This window comes from Metabacillus sp. KH_069, from assembly GCF_057838075.1.
Genome location: NZ_CM174460.1, coordinates 717,575 through 740,227, shown reverse-complemented (window position 1 = coordinate 740,227; position 22,653 = coordinate 717,575). Strand labels below are relative to the sequence as shown.

General features: G+C 41.3%; 20 protein-coding genes. 6 read left to right on the top strand and 14 right to left on the bottom strand.

All coding sequences use genetic code 11. The annotated features are described in order from the left end of the window. Nucleotides 1–49: 49 nt before the first annotated feature. The gene (locus AC3ISE_RS03830; RefSeq protein ID WP_489223097.1) at nucleotides 50–496 is read right to left on the bottom strand and encodes a MarR family winged helix-turn-helix transcriptional regulator; all 447 of its coding nucleotides are present in this window, start codon (nucleotides 494–496) and stop codon (nucleotides 50–52) included. 346 nt (nucleotides 497–842) lie between these two features. On the opposite strand from AC3ISE_RS03830, the gene AC3ISE_RS03825 reads away from it, so the two are divergent. The 3 genes from AC3ISE_RS03825 to AC3ISE_RS03815 all read left to right on the top strand — a co-directional run bounded on the left by AC3ISE_RS03825 (nucleotide 843) and on the right by AC3ISE_RS03815 (nucleotide 3,167). Beyond that, a complete protein-coding gene (locus tag AC3ISE_RS03825; RefSeq protein ID WP_489223096.1) occupies nucleotides 843–1,166 on the top strand; it encodes a four-helix bundle copper-binding protein in 324 nt (107 codons plus the stop codon). 35 nt (nucleotides 1,167–1,201) lie between these two features. Continuing rightward, nucleotides 1,202–1,585: a DUF302 domain-containing protein gene (locus AC3ISE_RS03820; protein WP_070877149.1), complete on the top strand. Its 384-nt coding sequence runs from the start codon at nucleotides 1,202–1,204 to the stop codon at nucleotides 1,583–1,585. A gap of 352 nt (nucleotides 1,586–1,937) precedes the next feature. Next, nucleotides 1,938–3,167 carry an MFS transporter gene (locus tag AC3ISE_RS03815; RefSeq protein WP_489223095.1) on the top strand — a complete coding sequence of 410 codons (1,230 nt, stop codon included), beginning with the start codon at nucleotides 1,938–1,940 and terminating at the stop codon, nucleotides 3,165–3,167. A gap of 102 nt (nucleotides 3,168–3,269) precedes the next feature. Here the strand turns inward: AC3ISE_RS03815 and AC3ISE_RS03810 are convergent, their stop codons facing one another. The 3 genes from AC3ISE_RS03810 to hmpA all read right to left on the bottom strand — a co-directional run bounded on the left by AC3ISE_RS03810 (nucleotide 3,270) and on the right by hmpA (nucleotide 7,483). After that, on the bottom strand, nucleotides 3,270–4,679 hold the full coding sequence (locus AC3ISE_RS03810; RefSeq protein WP_489223094.1) for a SpoVR family protein: 1,410 nt from the start codon (nucleotides 4,677–4,679) through the stop codon (nucleotides 3,270–3,272). 266 nt (nucleotides 4,680–4,945) lie between these two features. Next, nucleotides 4,946–6,148: an MFS transporter gene (locus AC3ISE_RS03805; RefSeq protein WP_489223093.1), complete on the bottom strand. Its 1,203-nt coding sequence runs from the start codon at nucleotides 6,146–6,148 to the stop codon at nucleotides 4,946–4,948. A 120-nt stretch (nucleotides 6,149–6,268) separates the two neighbouring features. Further along, nucleotides 6,269–7,483: an NO-inducible flavohemoprotein gene (gene hmpA, locus AC3ISE_RS03800; protein ID WP_489223092.1), complete on the bottom strand. Its 1,215-nt coding sequence runs from the start codon at nucleotides 7,481–7,483 to the stop codon at nucleotides 6,269–6,271. A 188-nt stretch (nucleotides 7,484–7,671) separates the two neighbouring features. Here hmpA and AC3ISE_RS03795 point away from each other — a divergent pair, with 188 nt between their 5' ends. The 3 genes from AC3ISE_RS03795 (at nucleotide 7,672) to AC3ISE_RS03785 (ending at nucleotide 11,458) form a co-directional block, all read left to right on the top strand. Beyond that, entirely contained in the window at nucleotides 7,672–8,109 is a 438-nt protein-coding gene (locus AC3ISE_RS03795) for an Rrf2 family transcriptional regulator (protein WP_070877153.1), read from the top strand. Between the two features lie 358 nt (nucleotides 8,110–8,467). Beyond that, nucleotides 8,468–10,387 (top strand): alpha/beta hydrolase, encoded by a 1,920-nt coding sequence (locus AC3ISE_RS03790; RefSeq protein ID WP_489223091.1) that lies wholly within the window; start codon nucleotides 8,468–8,470, stop codon nucleotides 10,385–10,387. Nucleotides 10,388–10,630: 243 nt separating this feature from the next. After that, on the top strand, nucleotides 10,631–11,458 hold the full coding sequence (locus tag AC3ISE_RS03785; protein WP_489223090.1) for an STAS domain-containing protein: 828 nt from the start codon (nucleotides 10,631–10,633) through the stop codon (nucleotides 11,456–11,458). Between the two features lie 45 nt (nucleotides 11,459–11,503). On the opposite strand, the gene AC3ISE_RS03780 is transcribed toward AC3ISE_RS03785, so the two are convergent. From AC3ISE_RS03780 to AC3ISE_RS03735, 10 genes are all read right to left on the bottom strand, one after another. Continuing rightward, on the bottom strand, nucleotides 11,504–11,962 hold the full coding sequence (locus tag AC3ISE_RS03780; RefSeq protein WP_489223089.1) for an arsenate reductase/protein-tyrosine-phosphatase family protein: 459 nt from the start codon (nucleotides 11,960–11,962) through the stop codon (nucleotides 11,504–11,506). Between the two features lie 155 nt (nucleotides 11,963–12,117). Continuing rightward, nucleotides 12,118–13,254 (bottom strand): ADP-ribosylglycohydrolase family protein, encoded by a 1,137-nt coding sequence (locus tag AC3ISE_RS03775; protein ID WP_489223088.1) that lies wholly within the window; start codon nucleotides 13,252–13,254, stop codon nucleotides 12,118–12,120. Continuing rightward, entirely contained in the window at nucleotides 13,235–14,290 is a 1,056-nt protein-coding gene (locus tag AC3ISE_RS03770; protein WP_489223087.1) for a LacI family DNA-binding transcriptional regulator, read from the bottom strand. Before AC3ISE_RS03770 ends, AC3ISE_RS03775 begins: the two co-directional genes overlap by 20 nt. A 20-nt stretch (nucleotides 14,291–14,310) precedes the next feature. Then, on the bottom strand, nucleotides 14,311–16,413 hold the full coding sequence (locus tag AC3ISE_RS03765) for an ADP-ribosylglycohydrolase family protein (protein WP_489223086.1): 2,103 nt from the start codon (nucleotides 16,411–16,413) through the stop codon (nucleotides 14,311–14,313). Between the two features lie 284 nt (nucleotides 16,414–16,697). Continuing rightward, nucleotides 16,698–18,155, bottom strand: coding sequence for an extracellular solute-binding protein (locus AC3ISE_RS03760; RefSeq protein WP_489223085.1), 1,458 nt, complete (start codon nucleotides 18,153–18,155; stop codon nucleotides 16,698–16,700). A 30-nt stretch (nucleotides 18,156–18,185) separates the two neighbouring features. Then, the gene (locus AC3ISE_RS03755) at nucleotides 18,186–19,064 is read right to left on the bottom strand and encodes a carbohydrate ABC transporter permease (RefSeq protein WP_489223084.1); all 879 of its coding nucleotides are present in this window, start codon (nucleotides 19,062–19,064) and stop codon (nucleotides 18,186–18,188) included. 8 nt (nucleotides 19,065–19,072) lie between these two features. Next, on the bottom strand, nucleotides 19,073–19,972 hold the full coding sequence (locus AC3ISE_RS03750) for an ABC transporter permease (RefSeq protein WP_489223083.1): 900 nt from the start codon (nucleotides 19,970–19,972) through the stop codon (nucleotides 19,073–19,075). Further along, nucleotides 19,965–20,867: a ribokinase gene (gene rbsK / locus AC3ISE_RS03745; protein WP_489223082.1), complete on the bottom strand. Its 903-nt coding sequence runs from the start codon at nucleotides 20,865–20,867 to the stop codon at nucleotides 19,965–19,967. Before rbsK ends, AC3ISE_RS03750 begins: the two co-directional genes overlap by 8 nt. An 11-nt stretch (nucleotides 20,868–20,878) precedes the next feature. Beyond that, nucleotides 20,879–21,190, bottom strand: a complete 312-nt coding sequence (locus tag AC3ISE_RS03740) for a DUF4387 domain-containing protein (protein ID WP_489223081.1) — start codon at nucleotides 21,188–21,190, stop codon at nucleotides 20,879–20,881. Next, a complete protein-coding gene (locus tag AC3ISE_RS03735; RefSeq protein ID WP_489223080.1) occupies nucleotides 21,187–22,542 on the bottom strand; it encodes an acyclic terpene utilization AtuA family protein in 1,356 nt (451 codons plus the stop codon). Before AC3ISE_RS03735 ends, AC3ISE_RS03740 begins: the two co-directional genes overlap by 4 nt. Nucleotides 22,543–22,653 lie beyond the last annotated feature (111 nt).

Sequence of the window (22,653 nt, the reverse complement as noted above, 5' to 3'; positions counted from 1 at the left end):
TATTTATTATAAAATTATTTGCATTATGCAAGTATTAACCAAAAAGAAATCACCCCATCGGAGTGCAGCATACGCTCGATTTTGCCATAGATGTGTTCAATAGCTTGATCGAGCGAATGACGGTTTCTTTTTCAAACTCATTCATATGTGAAAAGACCTCATCCAAATAAGCATTCATCTGATGATCAATCGTTGCAGCAGCAAATTTCCCTTCGGTTGTCAGTGAAAGGACATGAATCCTTCTGTCATCAGGATGCGGTGTCTTTTTAATTAAGTTCAACTTTACTAAAGATTGGATTTGACGGCTGAAAGTCGTTATATCTGTACCGAGAACGTCAGCTACTTGCTGAACGGACGGCTGATGCAGATGTTCAATTTCATAAAGAATATGGCTCTGGATTAAAGAAATATCAATTCCCCCTGCTGTGCAGCAGTTTTTATTCAGTAAGCCAAAGCGACGGGTCATGATCTGAAATAGTTCTCGAGTGTTTTCCATCTAATCACCTCATACTTTAGTTATACGCTTATTATTTGTAATTTGCAACTAAATTATTTAATATTTTTCAGTTTTTTTAAAAAATAATAAAGGCTCCCCCTTTCAAGGATAACTTCATATGGACGGCGAGTTTCCACAGTCGATGAATATATGGAAGCACTTTTCGAGATATTTTATATCGACATGTTTATATAACGTTATCAGAGTACTAAATAGCAATAATAACAATAAAATGTGCAGAAATCGTGCAGAATTAATAAGGTTTTTCAATAGTCCCATTTTTAGGTTTTATATAATTTTGAATGGGAAAATAGTTTGCGTAAGCAAATTTAAAGGAGATGGTTATATGCAAAAACACTATGAATGTATTAAAGCCTGTTTGGAATGTGTAGAAGCCTGTAACGTTTGTTTTGACAAGTGCCTATCAGAAGAAAATGTAAATATGATGAAAGAGTGCATTCGTCTAGATCGTGAGTGTGCAGACATTTGTGCTTTTGCAGCCCAAGCTATGATGCGAAACAGTCAATTCGCTCAGCAAATATGTCAATTGTGTGCAGATATATGTGAATCATGCGGAAATGAATGTCAGAAACATGATCATGATCATTGTCAAAAATGTGCAGAAGCATGTTTTAAATGTGCTGATGAATGCCGGAGAATGGCAGCATAATAATAATACTTGTCAACTTGTTAGGGAGTGAGAGAATGTTTCATTATACAAAAACATTAAATGGCAGTGTCAATGATAATGTAAATGCGATTACTGAGCTGTTAGCAGATGAAGGCTTTGGAGTGTTGTGGAAGCTTGATTTAAAAGACAAGTTAAACGATAAAGGAGTTAATTTTTCTGAGGAAATTGCCATCTTAGAGGTTTGTAATCCTTTTGAAGCTAAAAAGGTATTAGAGGAAACGATACTGGCAAGTTATTTTCTGCCGTGTAAATTAATTGTTTATAGTGATGAAGGTTCTACAAAGATCGGAATGCCAAAGCCTACTTCACTTATTCAGCTGTTAGAGGATAAGAACCTTGAAGAGATAGCTTCAGATATCGAAGTGCGGTTAATTAAATGTATAGATCAGCTTTCTTAAGATCTGAACTTCTGCAGGTTCTCTTCTTTTATCCAACCGTATGACTGGCTGATCTTATTAAAAAAGACAAAAAGCTGCTAATATGCAGCTTTTTGTCTTTTTTAAAATACCGATGTATAGTAGATTGATTACGTTTTTTTCTTATGCTGTTTTCGCATAGATTGTTGTTTTCATGATAAATGATGTCCGTTCCTTTCCGCTCCACTTAAGGTTTTTAACATTTTTTTCAATAACACCAATATTTACGAAAAGAGCCTTTACTTATTAGGTTGTGCATTTTCATGAGCTAAATGTGGCCCTGAATTAAGCGTAACACCTAATTGAAAAACTGAGAATGTTGGAGGTGACAATAATGAGGCATGTGCAAATAGGCATTAAAGAGAACATGTTGAATTTTATCCTTTTAGTTATTACAAATTTCTTTGTAGGTTCGATGGTTGGTCTAGAAAGAACGATTCTCCCAATTATAGGACAAGAAGATTTTGGACTGGCATCAACAAGTGCAGCCTTATCTTTTATTATTAGCTTTGGATTTTCAAAAGCAGTTGTCAATTATTTTGCTGGCGGAATTGCAGACAGATATGGAAGAAAAAAAATCCTCTTGATCGGGTGGATGATCGGTCTCTTTGTTCCCTTATTGGTTATATTCGCAAGTTCGTGGTGGATGATAGTAGCGGCAAATGTTTTTTTAGGAATTAACCAGGGATTAGCGTGGTCAATGACAGTCAATATGAAGATTGACCTTGCAAAACCTACTCAGAGAGGATTTGCTGTAGGCTTAAATGAATTCGCAGGATACACAGGTGTAGCTGTTATGGCCGCTGTTTCCGGTTTTGCAGCTTCGACTTATTCAAATCGGCCAGAACCATTTTATATAGGAATAGGCTTAGTCGTGATAGGTTTTATTTTATCCTTCCTTGTAAAAGATACAAAAGAGCATATGAGATTACAATCAAAATCATCCAATAAAATTGAAACTTTATCCGCAGCAGAAGTGTTCAAACTAACTACATATAAAAATAAAAATCTCTCAAGTGTCACTTTTGCAGGATTAAGCACTAATCTTAAAGATGGGATGGTTTGGGGGCTCTTCCCGCTATTCTTCACGAGCTCAGGTTTAACTGTGAATGAAATCGGAACTATAATTGCCATATATCCGGCTTCTTGGGGTCTATTCCAATTATTCACAGGTTCTCTAAGCGATAAGCTAGGACGGAAATGGCTGATAATTGGCGGGATGTGGCTTCAAGCATTTGCACTGTGGATGATATTGTATGTTGACCAATTTAGCTGGTGGTTGATTGGAGCCATTTTATTAGGTCTCGGAACAGCTATGGTTTACCCAACTTTACAAGCTTCCATCAGTGATGTTGCTCAGGCAGAATGGAGAGCATCATCAATGGGGGTTTATCGTTTTTGGAGAGATAGCGGATATGCCTTTGGGGCATTATTTGCTGGTATATTAACTGATGTATTAAATATTCAATGGGCAATTGGATTAGTAGCTTTACTGCCATTAACAGCTGGCATTGTTGCTTTTTCCCGGCTAAAGGAAACGCTGCCTGCCATAGAAAAATCTTAAGTTCTTTGGCATATCATATAGTCAAAAAAATAATATGCCATGTTTTTTCTTATGAATCCAAAAACTGTGCATGAAAAAAAGCAGCGAAAGGCTGCTTTTTTTTCACAAATATTTGCGGTGAATCGCCTTCCCGTCATACGTAAACAAAACAGGCTTCCCTTCCAGAATCGACTCCATGTGCACGGCGCGTCCCCACAGCTGATGAATATACGGCAGCACTTTTTCGAGATATTTCAAATCCAGTTCAATATCTTCATACCAGTGCTTCAAGTACAATTCATTGTTTTTCAGGTAATCCCCATCGTTCACTGTAATATATGGGAATCCTCCATTTACACGCATGTTGATTAATTGGTCGCGGACATGTTCCCACTCTTTATCGACAACCTTATAATCTCTTCCCTGCTTTTGGAAAAGATACATGTCTTCCCTTGTGACAAGATCCTTCGTCATATAATTTCGGATGAACGACAAATCAGATTCCACTTCACGCACTTCAAACATTTTTTCCCGGCCCGAGTTAGGCTCTACGCCGCGTCTTATCATATCTTCTGTGGGATTATTGTAGCGTTCTTCGATGTCTTCAAAGATTTTAAGTCCCAAATAATAAGGATTAATGCCGGTTCGTGACGGCTGTACTACGCCTGCATTCAGCTTGGCAAATTCTATCGATTCATCTGTGGTGAGGTCAAGCTCTCTCAGGATGCGCTGATGCCAGAAGGATGCCCAGCCTTCGTTCATAATTTTTGTTTCGAGCTGCGGCCAGAAATAGAGCATTTCCTCGCGCATCATTGTTAAAATATCTCGCTGCCAGTCTTCCAGGTCTCTGCTGTATTCTTCTATAAACAGCAGGATGTCCTTTTCGGGGGATGGCGGAAACTTCTTATTCTTTTTTGAAGGAGCGCCTTTTGGTTTTTCCTTATCATCCAGTTTCCATAAATCATCATACGGAGAAGCCTTTTTCACATCCTCTTCCTCAGCATCTCCCATTGTCCAGGAAAGCTTTGGACGCATGAGGGATGGATCAATATGCTCCTGAATCGCAAGCACGGCATCCAGGAATGTCTCTACCTCTGCCCTGCCATGATCAATTTCATATTGCTTAATCCGGTCGGCTGTGGCGGCCATACTCTCTACCATATCGCGCTTCGTATTTTGAAACCGGCTGTTATTTTTGAAGAAATCACAGTGGGCCAGCACGTGGGCAACAATTAATTTATTTTGAATAAGTGAGTTCGTATCGAGCAAAAAAGCGTAGCATGGATCCGAATTGATGACCAATTCGTAGATTTTGCTTAATCCAAGGTCATAGTGAAGCTTCATTTTAAAGAATTGTTTTCCAAAGCTCCAGTGTGAAAAACGGGTCGGCATTCCGTATGCACCAAATGTATAAATAATATCTGCAGGACAAATTTCATACCGCATCGGATAATAATCAAGTCCAAATCCATCTGCAATTTCCGTGATTTCCGCAATCGCATATTCCAGTGATTTCCGGTAAGCTTCGTTCACGCGTTTTCCCCCTATCTCGTCTTTAAGACAATGTATGAGCGGGATGGGGAAAAGATGAACAGACATTGTGTTCTGGTGCTTTTTCTTATAGTAAAATTAAGTCCTGCTGACTGATGAGTTTTTTGAGCACTAGTGTCTAAAGTTAGCTCGGCGCTTTGCTTACCCTCCAATATCGTTTTTCGATTTGGCAGGGTACGAAAGCATCAAGATTCTGGAAAAGAGCAAACAAAAAACATGAACCCCGGCAGGATTCATGTTTCTCATTCTTAATGTTCTGTATTAACAACCATTTTCTGCTTCATTGACCGCTTCTGCCAGATCACCGTCATCACTAGTGTGACAACAAGGAAGACAAGTCCCAGCACAAATGGATAAAGAATCTGGACATCATACAGCATGCCTGCAATCGTTGGCCCAAGCACATTTCCAATGCTCATATAGGCATTGTTCATGCCCATTGCAAAGCCCTGTTCGTTTCCAGCCATTTTTGAGATCAGCGTATTAAGGACAGGACGCAGGATTGACGTTGCAAGGAATATAAGCAGTGTAACACCAAAGAATAAAACATAGCTTGAAGCAAACAGCGAAAGGAAAAAACCGATTGCTGCTACGGCAAGGAATATGTTCAAAACCATCCCTTCACCAAATCGTCTGACAACACGGTCTACAACAAACAGCTGGACAATCACACTGATAATACCTGTCGAAGTAATCATAATTGCAATCTCCTGCGGAGTCGCGCCAAACTGATTGTCAACAAAAAGACCAAGCACCGATTCATAAGCCATGAGCCCAAAGCTCATGACAAGCGTAATGACAAGAGGCACAAAGTAAGGCATTTTTACCGACCGCACCATTTTTCGCGCCATGGATTCATTATCCTGCGGCATCATCGCAGCTGTTGTCATTTTTGATTCACTGTCTTCAAGAAGCAAAATCGAGAATATAACGGCTCCCAAAGAAACAATTGCAGAGATCAGGAACGGCATTTTCAGGCCAAAGTCTGCAAGAAAACCGCCGATTCCCGGACCAATAACAATCCCGAGTGACATAGCGGCAGAAACAAAACTGTTTCCTTTTGCGCGCTGATCCATTGTTGTAATATCTGCTACATACGCAAAGATTGCTGGAACCAGCAAGGCTGCCCCAATTCCGCCAATCACACGGGAAGCATAAAGCCACCATATTGAATCAACCGCGTAAAAAACAAACATGGAGAGGGTCAATCCAATTAACCCGTAAATGATCATTTTTCTGCGGCCGTATTGATCTGCCCATTTTCCGGCTATTGGAGAAAAAATAAGCTGTGCTCCCGCAAAAATAGCGATCATTAATCCAGCTGCGGTACCGCCCTGATTAATGGATTCCAGGTAGGCCGGAAGAATGGGAATAATAATCCCAAAGCTTCCTATCGCAATAAACATGTTGATCATTAAAATAAACATTTTTTTCTTTTGTTCTGCTGACAAAATGACAGCCCCTCTTTCTATGGTTAACTATTGCGTGAATATATTTTTTCAAATACTTAACCATGTTAAGTTGTTTGGCATCATTCTGTCAACGAGAAAGGATTGGAACTTTTTATGAACTTATGAAACGGTTTGAGCGTCTGTTTTTAAGTCCATTGCCGGCCCAAAGAATTCATAATGAATCTTTTCTTTTTCTACCCCTAGAGAAAGCAGATACTGAATCATGGCTTTCATGAACAGGACAGGTCCGCATACATAGAAATCTCCTTCTTTGTTCTCAAGAATGTGCTCCAAATCTTCCTTTGAGATTAAGCCTTCTTTATAAAAACCTTGATCCGTGCAGTCCTGATTTGTCGGGCTGCTGTAGAAGGCAAACATTCTGCAGTTAGGCAGTTGCGAACATAATGATGCTGTTTCTTTTACAAATGCATGTGTGCTGCTGTTTTGTGTTGCATGAATAAACGTTACTTCCCGCTCTGTCTGCTGGATTGTAATCGAGCGCAGCATGCTCATAAATGGAGTGATTCCTACTCCTCCGCTAATAAATGTCACAGGTGTTTGGGCAGCCTCATTTAATGTAAATTCACCGGCAGGAGCACTGATTTCGATCATATCTCCGACGGCTATTTGATCGTGAAGGTAGTTTGAGACCTTTCCTTCTTCAGTCTCCGGTCCGCGTTCCCGTTTTACTGAAATTCTTAGATGAGGCATCTCTTTGCTGCCTGACAAACTATATTGTCTGTTCATCGTATACGTTTCTCCAGGAATATTGACTCTTACGGAAATGTACTGGCCCGGTTTAAAAGCTGGAATTCCTTCAGGCGACTCTAAATAGAAAGAAGAAATCCATTCACTTTCCTTTTCAATGCGGACGACTTTGAAAGGCTTGAATCCAGTCCAATCTGCGCCTTCATATAATTCTTTTTCCGCTTCGATAAATACATCTGCAATGACGCCGTATGCTTCTGCCCAGGCATTTATGATTTCAGGCGTTGCGGCCTCCCCAAGAACTTGTTTGATGGCCTGAAGCAGATGTTCTCCAACGATTGGATAGTGTTCCGCTTTTACACCAAGACTTCTATGCTTATGAGCAATTTGTTTCACTGCCGGCAGAATCATATGAAGCTGATGAATGTGTTTTGCTGCAGCATATACCGTATTTGCAAGTGCCGTCTGCTGTCTTCCTTTTTTCTGATTGGCATGATTGAAAATATTCAGCAGCTCTGGATGGCTTTCAAATAGATTTTTGTAAAAGCGCGATGTGATTTCTACACCTTTTTCTTCTAAAACTGGAACAGTAGATTGAATAATTTCGATTGTTTTTTGAGTAAGCATTTGGATGCTCCCCTTTTTTTTTAAAGTAGTATTTTAAATACATCTTTATCTTAAATCCAAAAAACCTTTAAAGCAATATTTCAAATACATCTTTAAGAAATCTGTCACATTTAAAATTTAACTTTTATTAAAATTTCATTTGCTGTGGTAAGATAGACGTACTTCATGTAGTGGGGCGATGGACGTTTATGAGATTAACCAACTATACAGATTATTCTTTGCGGGTGCTGATCTACCTGGCAACAAAGGAAAAAGATAATCTATCCAATATAAAAGAAATAGCAGAAGCCTATCAAATCTCAAAAAATCATTTAATGAAAGTAACTTATGAGCTTGGCAAATTAAATGTAATCGAAACAATAAGAGGCCGGGGCGGCGGCATTCGGCTTGCGAAAGATCCTGCTGAAATCAACATCGGTTTCATTGTCCGGCAGACCGAAGACGATTTCAATCTTGTTGAATGCTTCGATCCAAAGAGCAATGCATGCACGATATCCCCTGCCTGTACATTAAAAGGGGTGCTGCACAAAGCGCTGCAGGCCTACTTTGAAGTACTTGACTGCTATACGCTTGCAGATCTGGTTAAAAACAAATCGATGCTTGCCAGATTATTAAATAACACCTGAAGTTGGGCTGTCCATAAAGTCATTTTTACTGACTTATTGGACAGCCCTTTCTTTTGGGACCTTGTCCCATCAAAAGTGGCAGCACTTAGGAGACTGACGCCACTTTTTATGCTTTGAATCGTTAAATGTGGCAGCACTACTGCAACTTACACCATTAATTATTTTCACAGAAAAAAGCAGGCAGTAAAAACATTCTTTATTATGCTTCATTTTAGAGATTTATTGAACAAAAGGCGTCTGAATCCCGCCTCCTTTTTTTTCAGAATAGTTTGTAAATATATCCAGTATCTTATATGATCAAATCAGGAGAATTTAAATAAGCTATAAAACGAGGAATATCTCAAAAGGAGGATCCAAAGTGGGAAACAAAAAAGTATGGCTTGTGCTTCTTTTTGTCTTTTTCATAATCACCTTAACAAATCCCTCTTTCACTTCAGCCAAAAAGCCTCATGAGCCAGCAAGCAAAACAGATGTTGAAATGATTACTTCAAAAGCATTATTGAAAGATGAGCGGCCAAAGCACCATAAGCTCACCTATAAGATTTATCTTCCAAAAGGATATGATAAAAAACGGACAGAAGGATACCCGGTCGTTTATCTGCTGCATGGCAGCGGAGGAAATGAAAACAGCTGGGATGATTTTTTTGGAAAGCTTGACGAAATGATTGAAAATAAAGAAATCGAGCCGCTTATTGCCGTTGTCCCTGCAGCAGGCAATTCCTATTGGGTGAACTCTAAAAAGTACGGTCATTATGAAAGCGCTGTCATCAAAGACTTGATTCCGCATATCGATAAAAAATACAATTCTATCGCTGAACGCAGCGGAAGATTCATTTCAGGCTATTCAATGGGCGGATACGGCGCCCTCAGATATTCAATGGTTTACCCCCATCTGTTTTCTGCAGCAACTCTATTAAGTCCGGCCATTCAAAACGCAGAGCCTCCCGCTACATCCGGGGCGGTTGAAAGAGGAAGTTTCGGAGAACCTTATGATCCAGCTCTGTGGAATGCAAACAATTATCCAACTGCAATCGAAAGCTATGTGAAGCAGCCTCATCGGGTTCCAGTCTATATTGTAACGGGAGATGATGACTGGAATCATTTGAGTGAAAAAGAAGATCTGCCTCCTGATGCTTATAAATACAATATGGAGGTTCAGGCCGTGCAGCTCTATCAGGAGCTTCACAGAAAAAACCTGTTTGGATTGGATTTTTCCAAGTGGGAAGATGTTCCTTCAAATCCTGCTGAACTGAGGATCATCAATGGCGGCCATGGACTTGAGGTATGGCTGAAGGGATTTCAAGAAGGCTTAAAATATATGTTCGGAAAAGCTGAAAGCCGTGAATTTTCTCCAATCTATAATCCAGCAAGCTACAGCTCTGAAAAGAAAGGAACTGTGAATACTCACTCCTTTTATGCTCCAAGCCTTATTCAAGATGAAACGCCAGGTAATGATGAGCTGAAGTATGTCGTTTATTTGCCTGAAGAATATGACCCGCTTGCTGAAAAAAAATATCCCGTCCTCTACTTGCTGCATGGTTCCTATGGAGATGAAAAAAGCTGGGACAAATTCTGGCCAATTTTAGATAAAATGATTCAAGATAAAAAGATTGAACCCGTGATTGCGGTTGCACCTGTCACAGGCAACAGCTACTGGGTAGATTCAGTCAAGTATGGGAATATGGAATCGGCCGTCATCAACGATTTGATTCAAAAAATAGATGATGATTTCCATACGATTTCAAACCGGAATGGCCGCGGGCTCGTTGGCTATTCAATGGGAGGATATGGAGCATTGCGGTACTCGCTTGTTTATCCTCATCTGTTCGCCGGAACATCGCTGTTAAGTCCGGCCATTCAAGCTTTCGAGGCGCCGAGAACATCTGGCGCAGTGGAACGTGGTTCATTTGGAGAGCCTTCTGAACCGGCCATTTGGAATTCGGTAAACTATCCTAAAGCTCTTGAATCCTACGGCCAGCAGCCTTTTGAAGTACCGGTGTTTATTATAACCGGAGACGATGACTGGAATCATTTAAGCGAAAAAGAGGATCTGCCGGACGACGCCTACAAATACAATATGGAAGTGCAGGCAGTCACCTCTTATCAACTCCTTCACAGATCGAATGTATTTAACCGGCCTTTTGAGAAGTGGGATCCTGTGCCGGGCAGTCCTGCTGAACTCAGAATATTAAACGGCGGCCACGGCATGTCTGTCTGGGCTGCAGGATTTGAACAGGGTTTGGTATATATGTTTGAAAATGGTCTTCGTGCACAATAAATAAAGGATTTTTTGAAAAGTTTGCTGCTTTTATTAAACCTTGATTGAATTACAGTCGAAACGCGGTGAATTTATAACCAAAAACAGCGTAAAGAGACTGAATAAAAAGAACTGCCTAATTCAAAATAGGCAGTTCTTTTAGTTATGGTCTTGTTTTAAAGATTATCTAAAAAAATAAACAACACTTCCCAAACAATTTAAAGTAAAATAGAACTACTTAATTGATGAAAGGAAGACTCTGAGATGAAAGAGACATCTTTTAATAGTCCTTATGCAGCATTCGGCAAACAAATAGCCGAATATTCTCAATATATTACAGCTTCTATTATAAATGAGGCTTTTGAAAGCGATTCACATGTGAGAAAGGACGAGCAGGTCCTGAAACTTGTTACAGACATCTTCACTCAGCTTGTCCATTTTGCAGCTGAATATCTTCAGACAGAAGAATCTGCTATCTTGAATCAAGCGGAAAAATGGGGAGAAACCATTGGCTACATGAGTGTGCAAAACAATTCTACCCTTGAGAGCACCCTTAAAAATATGACTGCTTACAAGGAACAGTTTTGGAGATTCCTTGAATCTCAAAGCACATATCTTCAAATGACGATGACTGTTTTCACAGACATCGCTCTAAAGATTGATAAGATTTTCAATCATATCATCGCAGGCTTCAGTCACGCATTTACGCTTGCAAATGAACAAAAAATCCAAGAGACGAAAGACCATTATCTTACTTTTTCTGTTCCGATTGTTCCTATTAAAAACGGAATAGCTGTTCTTCCGATCGTAGGCGAAATTGATGAAAAAAGAGCAAAGGTTTTAATTGAACAAGCGTTAACTCGTGCATCAAAGCTCAAATTGAACACGCTGATTGTCGACTTTTCGGGAGTATACAAGGTCGATGAGATGGTAGTGGACAGTTTGGAAAAGTTAATTCTTTCATTGGGCTTGATTGGAGTAAAACCCATTTTGACAGGGCTGAGAGCAGAGATGAGCCTAAGCTTCATCAATGCAGGTGCATTGATGGATAAAGTGGAAATTAAATCTACAGTTGAACAAGTTTTGGCATAGATATGTACGCTTGGCTGCTGCCAAGCTTAGTTTTTTTACCGTGCATTAAATCACAGAAGCGGTTTGATTGATTGTTTTTCCTTCAATTTTTTCATAAAGGTTTTTCACTTTCATGGCAATGTCATCACAAAGTTCCTGATAGTGGGCAAATTCTTCCTCGTCGCTTTCAAATGAATACATCGCGAGGTTGGGTAAGTTCCATGAAAGAACATTCTTTCCTTCTTCATTTACAGGCGGTGTTTTTTCCTGCTTATAATCGTACATTTGAACGACAAATGATGCTTTATTTAATAGTTCCAGGTCAATTTTATCCGAGTCAAGGTCCTCAATGAACATATTTACTTCTTTCATGGCCTTTACGCAAGCAGGGTCAATTTCTGATGTGACAAGACCGGCACTTTCGATTTGCCATTTACTGGAGAACAGTTTTTTTGCCCAGGCTTCTGCTATTAAGCTCCTGCAAGAGTTAAAATATGACAGAAAGTAAATGGTAGGTTTTCTCATCGCTGTACCTCTTTCTTTTAGGTTTGTACTAATCTTTACCCCGTCTACATATAAACTACACATTTATTTACATCCATTTAGTGGATAACCCCCATAAAATTGGAACTGCCTAAGAATATTCAGCCGCAGCAAGCTTTCCGGCTGCGGCATTTTTATTACAAGCCGATTCTTTTTATCCTTTTTTCAAAATAAGCTTTGTCATGTTTAATGATTGTCATGACCGTTTCGTAAACTGTCTTTGATAAATCCTGGAATGATCGTTTATTAACTGCATCAAGTTCCTGCATAAGATTTTCAGGCAATGAAGATTTTCCGTTCAATGCTCCTGCGATCGCTCCCCCCATACTTGCAATCGAATCTGAATCATGGCCGTAATTCACACCGCCGATAATCGTCTTCATCGTATCTCCTCCCGCTACTAAAAATAAAGCAAGAGCAATCGGCAATTCTTCAATAGAATGAATTCTGCTCGGGGTGTTTGCATTTCCTTTGCCCTGTTTTTTGCGGTCAGAAAAGGTTTTTACTGTATCGAAAGGCTCAATCGCACGCCTTAAATCCTCTCTTGCTTGGAGAACATCTAAATGGACAGCTGCAGCATCCAGCACCGATTCAATAGCAAGCTTTGTACCATCTTTAGCCAGGGTCCGGGAGACGTTCAGAATACTTTGCACTGACGCATCTTCGCTCATGGCTTCAGCGACAGCTGCTGCCATTACACCCGCTGCTTCTCTGCCGTAGCTTGTTTGATGGGCACCGGCAAGATCAATCGCTTCTTGATAGGCACGTTCAGGATCTCCTGCGTTCATCATTCCGACCGGACTCATATACATGGCTGCCCCGCAGTTCACCATATTTCCGATGCCCGCTTCACGGGGATCTACATTGGCAAGCCTATGCCTGAGAAAGAGATATTGCTCTGGATAATAAAGTCTTGTGATAACAGGAGCTTCTTTTCTCAGCTCAGGAATGTAGACCGTCTTCTCAGCTATTTCCTCCACTAATTCTTCCGCAATATCATAAGCAGTTAAATGTCTTTGCTTTCTTTCATATATCTTCAGCAGCGCCTCTACCATTAAAGTATCATCAGTTATGTGCCCGTTGCCCTTTTCAAGCGGCCTCATGTTGCCTGGTTCCTTCCATGCATCGCTTGCCGGTTCACGAAATGCTGTGACAACCCCGAATTTCTTCCTGATCACTTCAGGAAGCAGACCTTCTGTCGGAGAACCCATTGCATCCCCAATAGCTCCTCCATATAGAACACCTTCTATTTTCTCAAGCATCCGCTTCGTCATTGTCCCTCTCCTTCCCTCTTGTTTTCCCCTTAAAACCAAGCGTAGAAGCTCTTGCCTGCAGTTTTAATTCAAGCTTCCTTAAAAAATCATTCTCTTCTGCTTTTCCTTCAATCAATTGAATAAGCTTGTCTGCTGCAGCTATCCCTATTTCATAGACAGGCTGCTCAATCGTTGTGATCTCAGGCTCTACAAGCTTCGTGAGGTCAATACCATCAAACCCTGCAATCGCAATTTCATCAGGAATTTTTTTCCGAAGCGACTTCAGCATTTTTAAACAGCCGATCGCCATTAAATCATTTCCGAGAAAAAAACCATCTGCATCAGGGTGCTCCGTTAACGCTTCACCAGTCAGCTGCCTCCCGCTTTCAAGACTGAAATCACCTTCATAATGAATCACAGGATGCTCTGGGGAAAACTGTTTTAAACTGTCTGTGTAGCCTCTCAGCCTTTCTTTAGATGGAATCAGCTGTTTCGGGCCGCCTATATGGATAATCTTTCTGCATCCGACTTCAAACAGATGGCAGACAGCAAGCTTTGCACCGGTATAATTATCAACTGCCACTGAATTTGCGGATGTCACATTGGCGGCACGGTCTACAATCACAAACGGAATCTTCTTTTCCTTCAGAAGCTGAATGGATTGCTCCTTAAGCTGATAGGTCGCGAAAATAAACCCGTCAATATACATATTTTCAAAGCTCTCCCACATGCCACCCGCCGGTTCCTTAGAATCGGCAGGCACAAGGATCATTTTATATCCTTTTCGGGCCGCTCCTTTTTCGATTGCATGAACTAGCTTTGGAAAGAAAGGATTCGTAATATCCGGAATAAACAAGGCGATTGTATTTGTTTTTTGCTTCGCAAGACCCCTCGCGATTTCATTTGGTTTATAGTTCAGAACTTCCATAACCGATTGAATTCTTTTCTCTGTTGCATGACTGACATATCCCTTTTTATTCAGGTATCTGGAAATGGTGGCAACAGAAACATCCGCTTCCCTGGCCACATCCCGAATGGTTGCTTTCTTCTCCCTCAAGTGATTTCCCCCTGAAGATCCTATAGTTCGTTCACTTCTATATCTGACAAAAGCGCTTCGCCTTTCCCAAGGACAGAGAATCCATACATTCCCCGCTTGAAGCGGTCATCTTCCGCCTGAAAAATCCGTTTGCCGTTAATAAAAAACGTAATGACATTTCCTTCGCAGCACACCTCAAACCGGTACTCCACGCCGGAGGTCCACTTATAAGGCACTTCGATCAATCTTTTTATCCCAAAATCAGTTAAAACCAATGAAACCTTATTTTCCCCGTCAAATCCAGCCTTGTAATGACGGCAAATTCCTTCCGCTCTGACAATCATCATGTGCTGATCACCGCTCATCGGCTGTACAGTTGCTGCAACCTTGTAGTCTTCGGAATAATAATTTCCTGTAAAAGAAGAGCACTCATCCTCAGACCTGCAACGCATTTTCCCTTGTTCCAGGCTTGCTTCACCTCTGTGATGGGCAAATGGTGTCACAGATTGAAACTCGAATGCCTGTTTGCTGAAATCAATTTTATAATTTGCCTTCCCTGATATGTGAAACTCATCAATGAACAGCTTTCCAAATGCCCGGTTCAGCAAGTGAGATGGACTTTCAATGATGACACCGACCTCATCGATGATCGCTCCATCTGTGTCAGGAAGAATAAACTCTATTTCGTTCCACTCTTGATTGATCAGCCGAAGTGGTTCAAGCTTAATGTCTTCATCGTTAAACGTGTTTCTGACATACGGAGTGACAAAGAAATCCTCACCCTGCCACTTGTCACAATAAATCTGCATGCTGACCTGCTGGCCGCTGCAGGCTTTAGGGGCAAATGTCGGTTTGTATTTCTCATCATGAAAGTCTTTTCTCCTGTGAAAAGGTTTATAGAATACCTTGCTTGCTTCGCCTTCTATCATCCGGTCAATGAATATTTCCAGTGAACCCTTGGTTTCATAACCGGTTTGACTGCTATGTTTAATAAATGTCTTGAAAGGAAAATTCGTTTGAAAGCCGTGCGTAGATCCTGGAAGAGTAAAGTCGAAATAGATTTGACCTTCTTTGAAGCTTTTCAGCAATCCGCTTGGAGCCGTCTGCTTTGAAACCCTATAGCCGAGCAGAGCAAGTTCTTTTACAAATGTAGGAATATCCATGATGTTCAAATAGCCCGAGACACTTGACAGCACAATAAAGTCATTGATCGGTTTCCTATAATGATATGGTATTTTTTGGATGCCATTCCGCACTCCCGCAATCGTCCCGATCTTGCCTGCATTGCAATCTGTATCCCAGCCGCACATGGCGGCAATTTCAATCGTTCTATCAAAACTTCCATTACCATATAAGAGCGCAAGAATGCAAACACCAGCGTTAGGGATGATATGACAGACCCCTGGGTATTTATCGTACCCCCAATTTTCCTCTAAAAATGTTCTGCAGGCTCTGAAATCTTCAGGATGCTCCCAATGAAAATCCATCACCTCGTTTACGACTTTGGCGTAGGTGCTGTCATCAGGAATTGTTTTTAGCGCATTTGCTATTATTGCCGGGATGCTCTCTGCATGAAAGGCTTCCGCAATGCATGCAGCAATGAATCTGGCTCCGTAAATCCCATTCTTGTCATGCGAAACACTCGCCGCCTTTGCTGCATAATCAGCCGCCTTCGCTGGGTTTCCCGGAAAAAGAAGCCCCCATGTATCGACAAAGATCTGTCCGCCAATCTGTTCCGCAAGCGTTAAGCCATTTTGATCTGCAGATCCAGAACGCGGCGGCATAATTCCTTTTTTCAAATTCAGATAGGCCGTATGCTCTGTGCTGATGCCTTCTCCGCCCCACCAGAACATGCCGATTCCTTCGCGGGTGTAGTTCAGCCATGCGCGTCCGACATCTTCGGCCGTCAGCTCACGGTCAGCTGCATCATCATAAAGAGCCCTGATAAAAAAGGCGGGTCCGTTCGCATCATCATCAGCTGAGAAGACTTTATAGTCTTTAAGATATCCCTTTATATCTCCAAACACATCTTGAATTCTCTCAAAAGTCCATTCAAGAGGCTCAACAGGCGCTCCGAGCCTTATTCCAATATTCATTCCAAGAAACCCTGCATACACACGCTCAAGATAATCTTCAGGAATCAACCGCCATTCCCCTCTCCCATTTCAGTTTCGCTGCAATTCCTGCTGTTCTTTCTAACTTACGTGGGGGGACAGGCTATCATTCTATCTTTTTATTAGAAAAGCGGAATCCTCCGTCTAGCCCCGACAGACAGATAAGGATCCGGCTGAAAAGGCGCTTTTTGCCTTTACAGACGGAGCCGTTCTCGCCGAGGGACTAGGAGGCGGAGCTAGACAACAATGCGGAAACGATATCCTTCTCTGTTTAAACAAAGAGAGATCCCGAATTCAGAATCTCTCTCTTTTATCTATTTCAATTGCTTGTTTGCGTATTCTGTAATCTCTTTTCCGCCTGCAGCATTCCATTCTTTCACGAATGCATCAAAATCCTCAAGCGGGCGCTTTCCTGTAATGATATCTGTTGCATATTCTTTATACAGGTTCTCCATAGCATCCCAATTGGCAATATACTCTTCAGGAAAAATAAAGAGGTTGTCTTCCTGGTAGAATTCATTAACCATTTTCAAAGATTCTTCTGCTGCTCCTCCGAGAAGCGGCTTTTCAAGAGGCATTTCAGGTTTAAACTCAGATGGCTCCCAGAATCTCGCAAACCATTGCTCATAGTACGTGTTTGTAAGATCGATCTTTCCGTCTTCTACCTTATAGTGCTCCCCTTCAAAACCAAGGCGGTCAATCATCTGTCCTTTTGGGCTTGCCAGGTAATCAAGAATTTTAAACGCGAGCTCCTTTTTATCTGATTGCGAGGAAATGGCTACCCCTCTTGCTTCTTTTGTAACATCTGTTGCGCCAAATCCCTGTCCTTCTCCTTTAGCAGGCGGCAGGACCTTGACTCCTGTGTTTTCTCCATTTGTCTGCATCATTTTCCCATTATAAATATCAATGACTTTGCCGGCTGTACCGACAATCACGCCTGCTTCACCGTCATAAAAAGCTTTTTCTTTTGTATCCCATTCTTTCGTGATATAGCCTGGGTCAAGAAGACCTTCTTTGTATAATTTTTGATAGAAGGCAAGCTTCTCTTTTTCCTGATTCGATACTTTGTAGTACTCAAATTTGCCGCCGCTGTCGAGCCATGATGAAGTAATGCCAAACGACATGTTGAAAATAGCATTCAGCTCTTCAAGATCTCCTGCTGCCGTAAAAGCATAAGCAGGTTTTCCCTCCCCGCCCGGAGGATTCGTTTTTAATTCTTTAAAGAAATTGTAGTAATTATCAATTGTCGGATCAGCAGCCAGTGCTTTTGATGTTTCCATTTTTTCAAACCAGTCGCCTCTGATTACTGGTGTTTTCTGAGAAAGAGGCTTCACCCACAATAAGTACGGATAATTTTCAAGCCTCTTTTTGTTCCACGGTTCAAGACTGTCCTTTAAATACTTCGATTTTTCAAGATGAGGCGTTAAATCTTCAAGCAAATCCTGATCTGCAATTTGCTGGTCTCCTCCCTGAAAATAAATCATGTCGGGAATATCGCCGCTCAGCAGCAGCAAATTCAATTTTTCAGCATAATTTCCCTGAGGCATTTCAACAAGCTCAAATTTCACATTCAGCTTCTCATCATTCTTCAGCCCCTTTTCAAGCGCTTCAAAATAAGCAACTGAAGCAGGATTCGATGGGTTTTCATCCTTCATCACAATGCGGATCGTTGTAGAGCCATCCTCATTTTTCTCTGACGTTTCCGTTTTTTCCGAGCAGCCTGCAGCAAATGCAAATAGACTTGCAAGCATAATCAGCATAAGTTTCTTCATGTCCATTCTCCTTTTTATGATGAATTTGCCTTAATCCTTTACTCCGCCCTCTAATGCACCCTTTGCATAAAACTTCAGAATGAAGGGATACATAATTAAAAGGGGAACGATGGCAAGCATAATCGTGCCTGCCTGAAGCGATCCAAAATCAAGATTGGCCACACTTTTGTACTCTAAAAGTGTTTGTACTCCGACCAGTGAGGCATTATCCCGTTCAACTACGAATTGTCTGAGCACGAGCTGCAGAGGCCATTTTCCCGGGTCTGTCAAATAAATGGACGCCCGGAAAAATTCGTTCCAATGAAAGACGGCGTAAAATAAACCAAGTGTTGCAAGTGCAGGCTTTGACAGCGGCAGCATAATTCTGAAAAAAATATTCAAGTGACCTGCACCGTCGATTCTTGCTGCTTCAAGAATACTTTCAGGTACATCTTCAAAAAATCGCATCATAATAAACAAGTAATAGACATTGATGGCTTTATAGAGAATAAGAGATAAATAGGAATCAAGCAGACCGAGATCCTTTACCACTAAATATTCAGGTATCAGGCCAGGCTCAAACACCATGATCAAAATCAGGATCACCATAAAAAACGTTCTGCCGACAAGTCTTTTTCTTGTTAAAACATAGGCGGCGAGTGCAGTAAGAAGCAGATTCAGCAAAGTTCCCGCCACGGTGATAAAAATAGAATTGAACAAACTTTTTACAATAAGCGGATTTGAAAGCAGAATTTGATAATTGATCAGCGAAAACCCTTTCGGAATCAGCGACAGCCCCGTCATTTTATGAGCATTTTCTGGCGCTGTGAGGGACAAGGCAAGCAGATTCACAATCGGAATAATCATTGTAAGGGTGATTAAAAATAGACTTGAGTAAAGCAGGATTTTGGACAGTTTAAATTTTTTCATAGAATCCCTCACCAGACCCCTTTCCCGGTCAGCCGTTTCGCAAGGAAATGAGTGCCGAATATAAGAACGACCCCGATCGCTCCTTTAAATAGACTCGCAGCTGTAGCGTAGGCATACTGACCGTTCAGAATTCCAATTCTGTATACATATGTATCCAGAATATCAACAACGCTGATGACGGAATCATTCATAAAGTTAATCACCTGATCAAAGCCTGCATTCATAAAGAAGCCTAAATTCAGAATAAATACCGTTATAATCGTATTGCTCATTTCAGGCAGGGTAATATACCTCATTTGCTGAAGACTTGATGCTCCGTCCATCCTTGCTGCTTCATAAAGAGAAGGACTGATTTTCATAATTGCCGCTAAATAGATAATCGAATCCCAGCCTGCGCTTCTCCACATTTCAGAAAAAACAAGCACCCAGCGGATTTGATCCTTGCTTGTCATGTAGTCAAGCGACGGCATCTGAAAGAAATTCCTGATCACGTTCACTCCGCCGTCTACAGGACTCAGCAGACTGATCCAGACACCGGCAATAACGACCCACGACAGAAAATGGGGCAAATAAACGATCGACTGAACATATTTCCTGTAAGGCATATTTCTGACTTCATTGATAAGAAGAGATAGAATAATCGGAATCGGAAAAACAAAAATGATTTTCATCGTGCTGATGATGATTGTATTTTTCAGAACAGAAAAAAACGCCGGTGAATCAAACAGGACATGAAAATGCTTCATGCCGACCCACACATTGTCTCCAATAATCCTGTAGTCCTGAAAGGCAAGCTTCATGCCGATCAAGGGCACAATATGGAAAACGGCAAAGTACAGGAGAGCAGGGAAAATCATGATGTACAGAACCCAGTCTTTGCGCATGTGCTCTAATTTTTGCTTAATCATCACTAGAAACCCTGCTGCAATATTTCTGCACCTCTGCTGCAGTCGGCATCCCGCTCTGAGCCCCTCTCTTTTCAACGCTCAAGCCTGCAGCAATTGCTGCAAATTGAATGCATTCTTTAAGCGGCTTTCTCTCTGAAATGGCGAAAGAAAATGCGCCTGCAAACGTATCTCCTGCACCTGTTGAGTCAACTGGATTGACTTTGATGGCCGGAACGGTTTCTATTTCCTGACCGGTAAAGTAGGTGATGCCTTGTTCTCCTTTTGTTATCAGGAGTTTATTAGCGTACTTTTTTAAAGCCTCTGCTTCTTCATACTTGCCGTTAAAAATAATTTCTGCTTCATGTTCATTTGGCAGTAAGTAGGTGCAATGGCTGATTACCTCTTCAGATAAAGGCACTGCCGGGGCAGGATTAAGAATGATCTTTTTTCCGTACTTGGCAAGCTCTTTAACGATGTATTCAATTGCGTTCATCGGAATCTCCATTGAAATTAAGATAACTTCTGCTTCTAAGAGATCATTTATCTTTCCCTGCAAATAACCTTCATCCGTTTTTGCATTTGCACCCGGAACAACGATAATCCTGTTTTGTGCATCGCAGATTTCAATCATTGCACAGCCTGTTGGCGCTTCGGATTGCTTCTGAATGTTTGAAATATCTACATCATTTTTTGATAATTGATCCAGCAGAAAATTTCCGTGCTGATCGTCTCCCACTGTTCCAAACAGGTTGACTGAGCCGCCTAACCTTGCAGCTGCAGTTGCCTGATTTGCGCCTTTTCCGCCGGGGAAAATGTTAAAATCCTTTCCCATAACGGTTTCTCCCATTTTTGGAGAGATATTTGTTACGGCAACCAGGTCGATATTTAAACTGCCAATGACCGCTATTTTATTCATAAACAAATCTCCTAATCTATTTCAAGGTTCATTAAAGGGGCATGCTGCTGCGCGCCATACACATCCCGGTCGAATACAGATCCAGACGAATGGCTTCTATAAAAGGTAATTTTAAATCCCAGCGCCTGATCAAAAAATACGATATGCTTCAGCTGCTCTTCTTTGAGACGATAGAGCATGCAAATAGCGGCCTCCGTGATTTTTTTTGAATGCTTTACATGAAAATAATCTTCACTTTTGCTGAATAAAACATCCAGGGTAATTTCAAATGGTCCGGAGTTTTTGCTTCTGAGCACCTTTGAGTATTCTCCTAAAGTTGTCATAGAACCTCCAGCTGAAACGGCATCTCGCTTTTTTTCAGTTTCATAAGATGATAAATTGAGTACTCATAAACAGGACCAAACTCAATATCGCTCGGAGCAAAAGGAAAGGCCAGATTTCCAGCTGTGGACTTTCTTCCCTCATAGCCGTAATGCAAAAATGTGGAGCGCAGCGTTGCACAAATGCTGCTTGCAGCTTCTTGCGTGTCTGCGACAACCTCAAATAAAAGACCTATTTCGTGGCCTGAAAAGGGTTCACTCTCATTCTCTCCCAAAACGGCATTTTTGCCATAATGGTAGAAGTTGATTTGATAAGAATGTTCAGGGATATCTTTGTAATGACCGGTTACTTCTTCTTTTACAGCAGCTTCAATTTGTTCAATGTTTTTAATCAAAATCGGATCGCGAATACCTGCAAGGACAAAAGTTCTGTATGCTTTCACTCTCGCACCTTCAAGCTTCACATGATAATCTTTTGTAAGAACATATTTGCTGCCTGATACTTCAACTGAGCCCGCTCCTGCGTCTTTAAATTCACACTGAGATAAGTCCAGTAAAAATCCCGGTCCATGGAGTATATAGGGGTGATCTTTTTCATAAAAGGTATGAGCTGCCACGCTTGTTGTACTGCATTTTCGAATTGGATTTAATGCCTGAACAGTAAACGAGCTCTCTTTAATCGTACCGAGAATACAATCCTTCGTCGTTCCAGGCTCTGCGCATAAAGCACCGCACTCCAATATTTTTCCTAAATGATAGGAAAGACCGGCATCCATACCGTTAAAAATACCAACAGCAGCAAAAGGAGATGGATCAAACGCTCTTCCGCAGACGACAAGATTACACTTCTGATGAAGAGCTTCTAAAATCGGTTCATGTCCCATCTGGGCGACAATTGAATGAGTTTCAGCTAAAGAACGAGGTGTTAAATCCGGAACATTCGGACTCATTTTCCCGATTCTTCCCTCATTTAAAGCCTGACTGATGTACGCGTTATCAAAATCTGCCCAAATGACCCCAACTTTAGGCTTCGCTTTCCTATTCGACAGGATTTCATCAATAATATCCAACGTCCATTCAACATGAGGCTTTGCACCTGCTCCTCCCGCCGAACCGATGAGAAGCGGAATGTGAGTCTCCAAAGCGGCGGAAATGAGGATCTCCAAATCTTTTTTGGCAGCTCTCTTCGAAACGATGCCGACACCTGCCCCTAATTTATGAGGACCTGCATCTGTTGAACCGGCATCCACAACAATCGCATGAGGCTTCATTTTCATGCCATTCTTGAAGCTCTCAAGCGGAAAGCCGTATCCAAGCATGCCGCATGGCGACAAAATCCGGATTTCTTTGCTCATGCCATCCCCCTTAAAATCATTTTTTCATGCACTACCAAATATATGTAACCGGTTACATATTATTAGTAAAACCTAATGGATTTTTATGGGTATGTCAACGTTTTTTTTCTA

Bases quoted from the DNA above. Each gene is read 5' to 3' on its own strand.
- AC3ISE_RS03775 (WP_489223088.1), bottom strand. From the start codon at position 13,254: ATGACGAAGCGGATGCTTGAGAAAATAGAAGGTGTTCTATATGGAGGA.
- AC3ISE_RS03825 (WP_489223096.1), top strand. From the start codon at position 843: ATGCAAAAACACTATGAATGTATTAAAGCCTGTTTGGAATGTGTAGAA.
- AC3ISE_RS03820 (WP_070877149.1), top strand. From the start codon at position 1,202: ATGTTTCATTATACAAAAACATTAAATGGCAGTGTCAATGATAATGTA.
- AC3ISE_RS03815 (WP_489223095.1), top strand. From the start codon at position 1,938: ATGAGGCATGTGCAAATAGGCATTAAAGAGAACATGTTGAATTTTATC.
- hmpA (WP_489223092.1), bottom strand. From the start codon at position 7,483: ATGCTTACTCAAAAAACAATCGAAATTATTCAATCTACTGTTCCAGTT.
- rbsK (WP_489223082.1), bottom strand. From the start codon at position 20,867: ATGAATAAAATAGCGGTCATTGGCAGTTTAAATATCGACCTGGTTGCC.
- AC3ISE_RS03740 (WP_489223081.1), bottom strand. From the start codon at position 21,190: ATGACAACTTTAGGAGAATACTCAAAGGTGCTCAGAAGCAAAAACTCC.
- AC3ISE_RS03780 (WP_489223089.1), bottom strand. From the start codon at position 11,962: ATGAGAAAACCTACCATTTACTTTCTGTCATATTTTAACTCTTGCAGG.
- AC3ISE_RS03830 (WP_489223097.1), bottom strand. From the start codon at position 496: ATGGAAAACACTCGAGAACTATTTCAGATCATGACCCGTCGCTTTGGC.
- AC3ISE_RS03750 (WP_489223083.1), bottom strand. From the start codon at position 19,972: ATGATTAAGCAAAAATTAGAGCACATGCGCAAAGACTGGGTTCTGTAC.
- AC3ISE_RS03735 (WP_489223080.1), bottom strand. From the start codon at position 22,542: ATGAGCAAAGAAATCCGGATTTTGTCGCCATGCGGCATGCTTGGATAC.
- AC3ISE_RS03755 (WP_489223084.1), bottom strand. From the start codon at position 19,064: ATGAAAAAATTTAAACTGTCCAAAATCCTGCTTTACTCAAGTCTATTT.
- AC3ISE_RS03760 (WP_489223085.1), bottom strand. From the start codon at position 18,155: ATGAAGAAACTTATGCTGATTATGCTTGCAAGTCTATTTGCATTTGCT.
- AC3ISE_RS03795 (WP_070877153.1), top strand. From the start codon at position 7,672: ATGAGATTAACCAACTATACAGATTATTCTTTGCGGGTGCTGATCTAC.
- AC3ISE_RS03785 (WP_489223090.1), top strand. From the start codon at position 10,631: ATGAAAGAGACATCTTTTAATAGTCCTTATGCAGCATTCGGCAAACAA.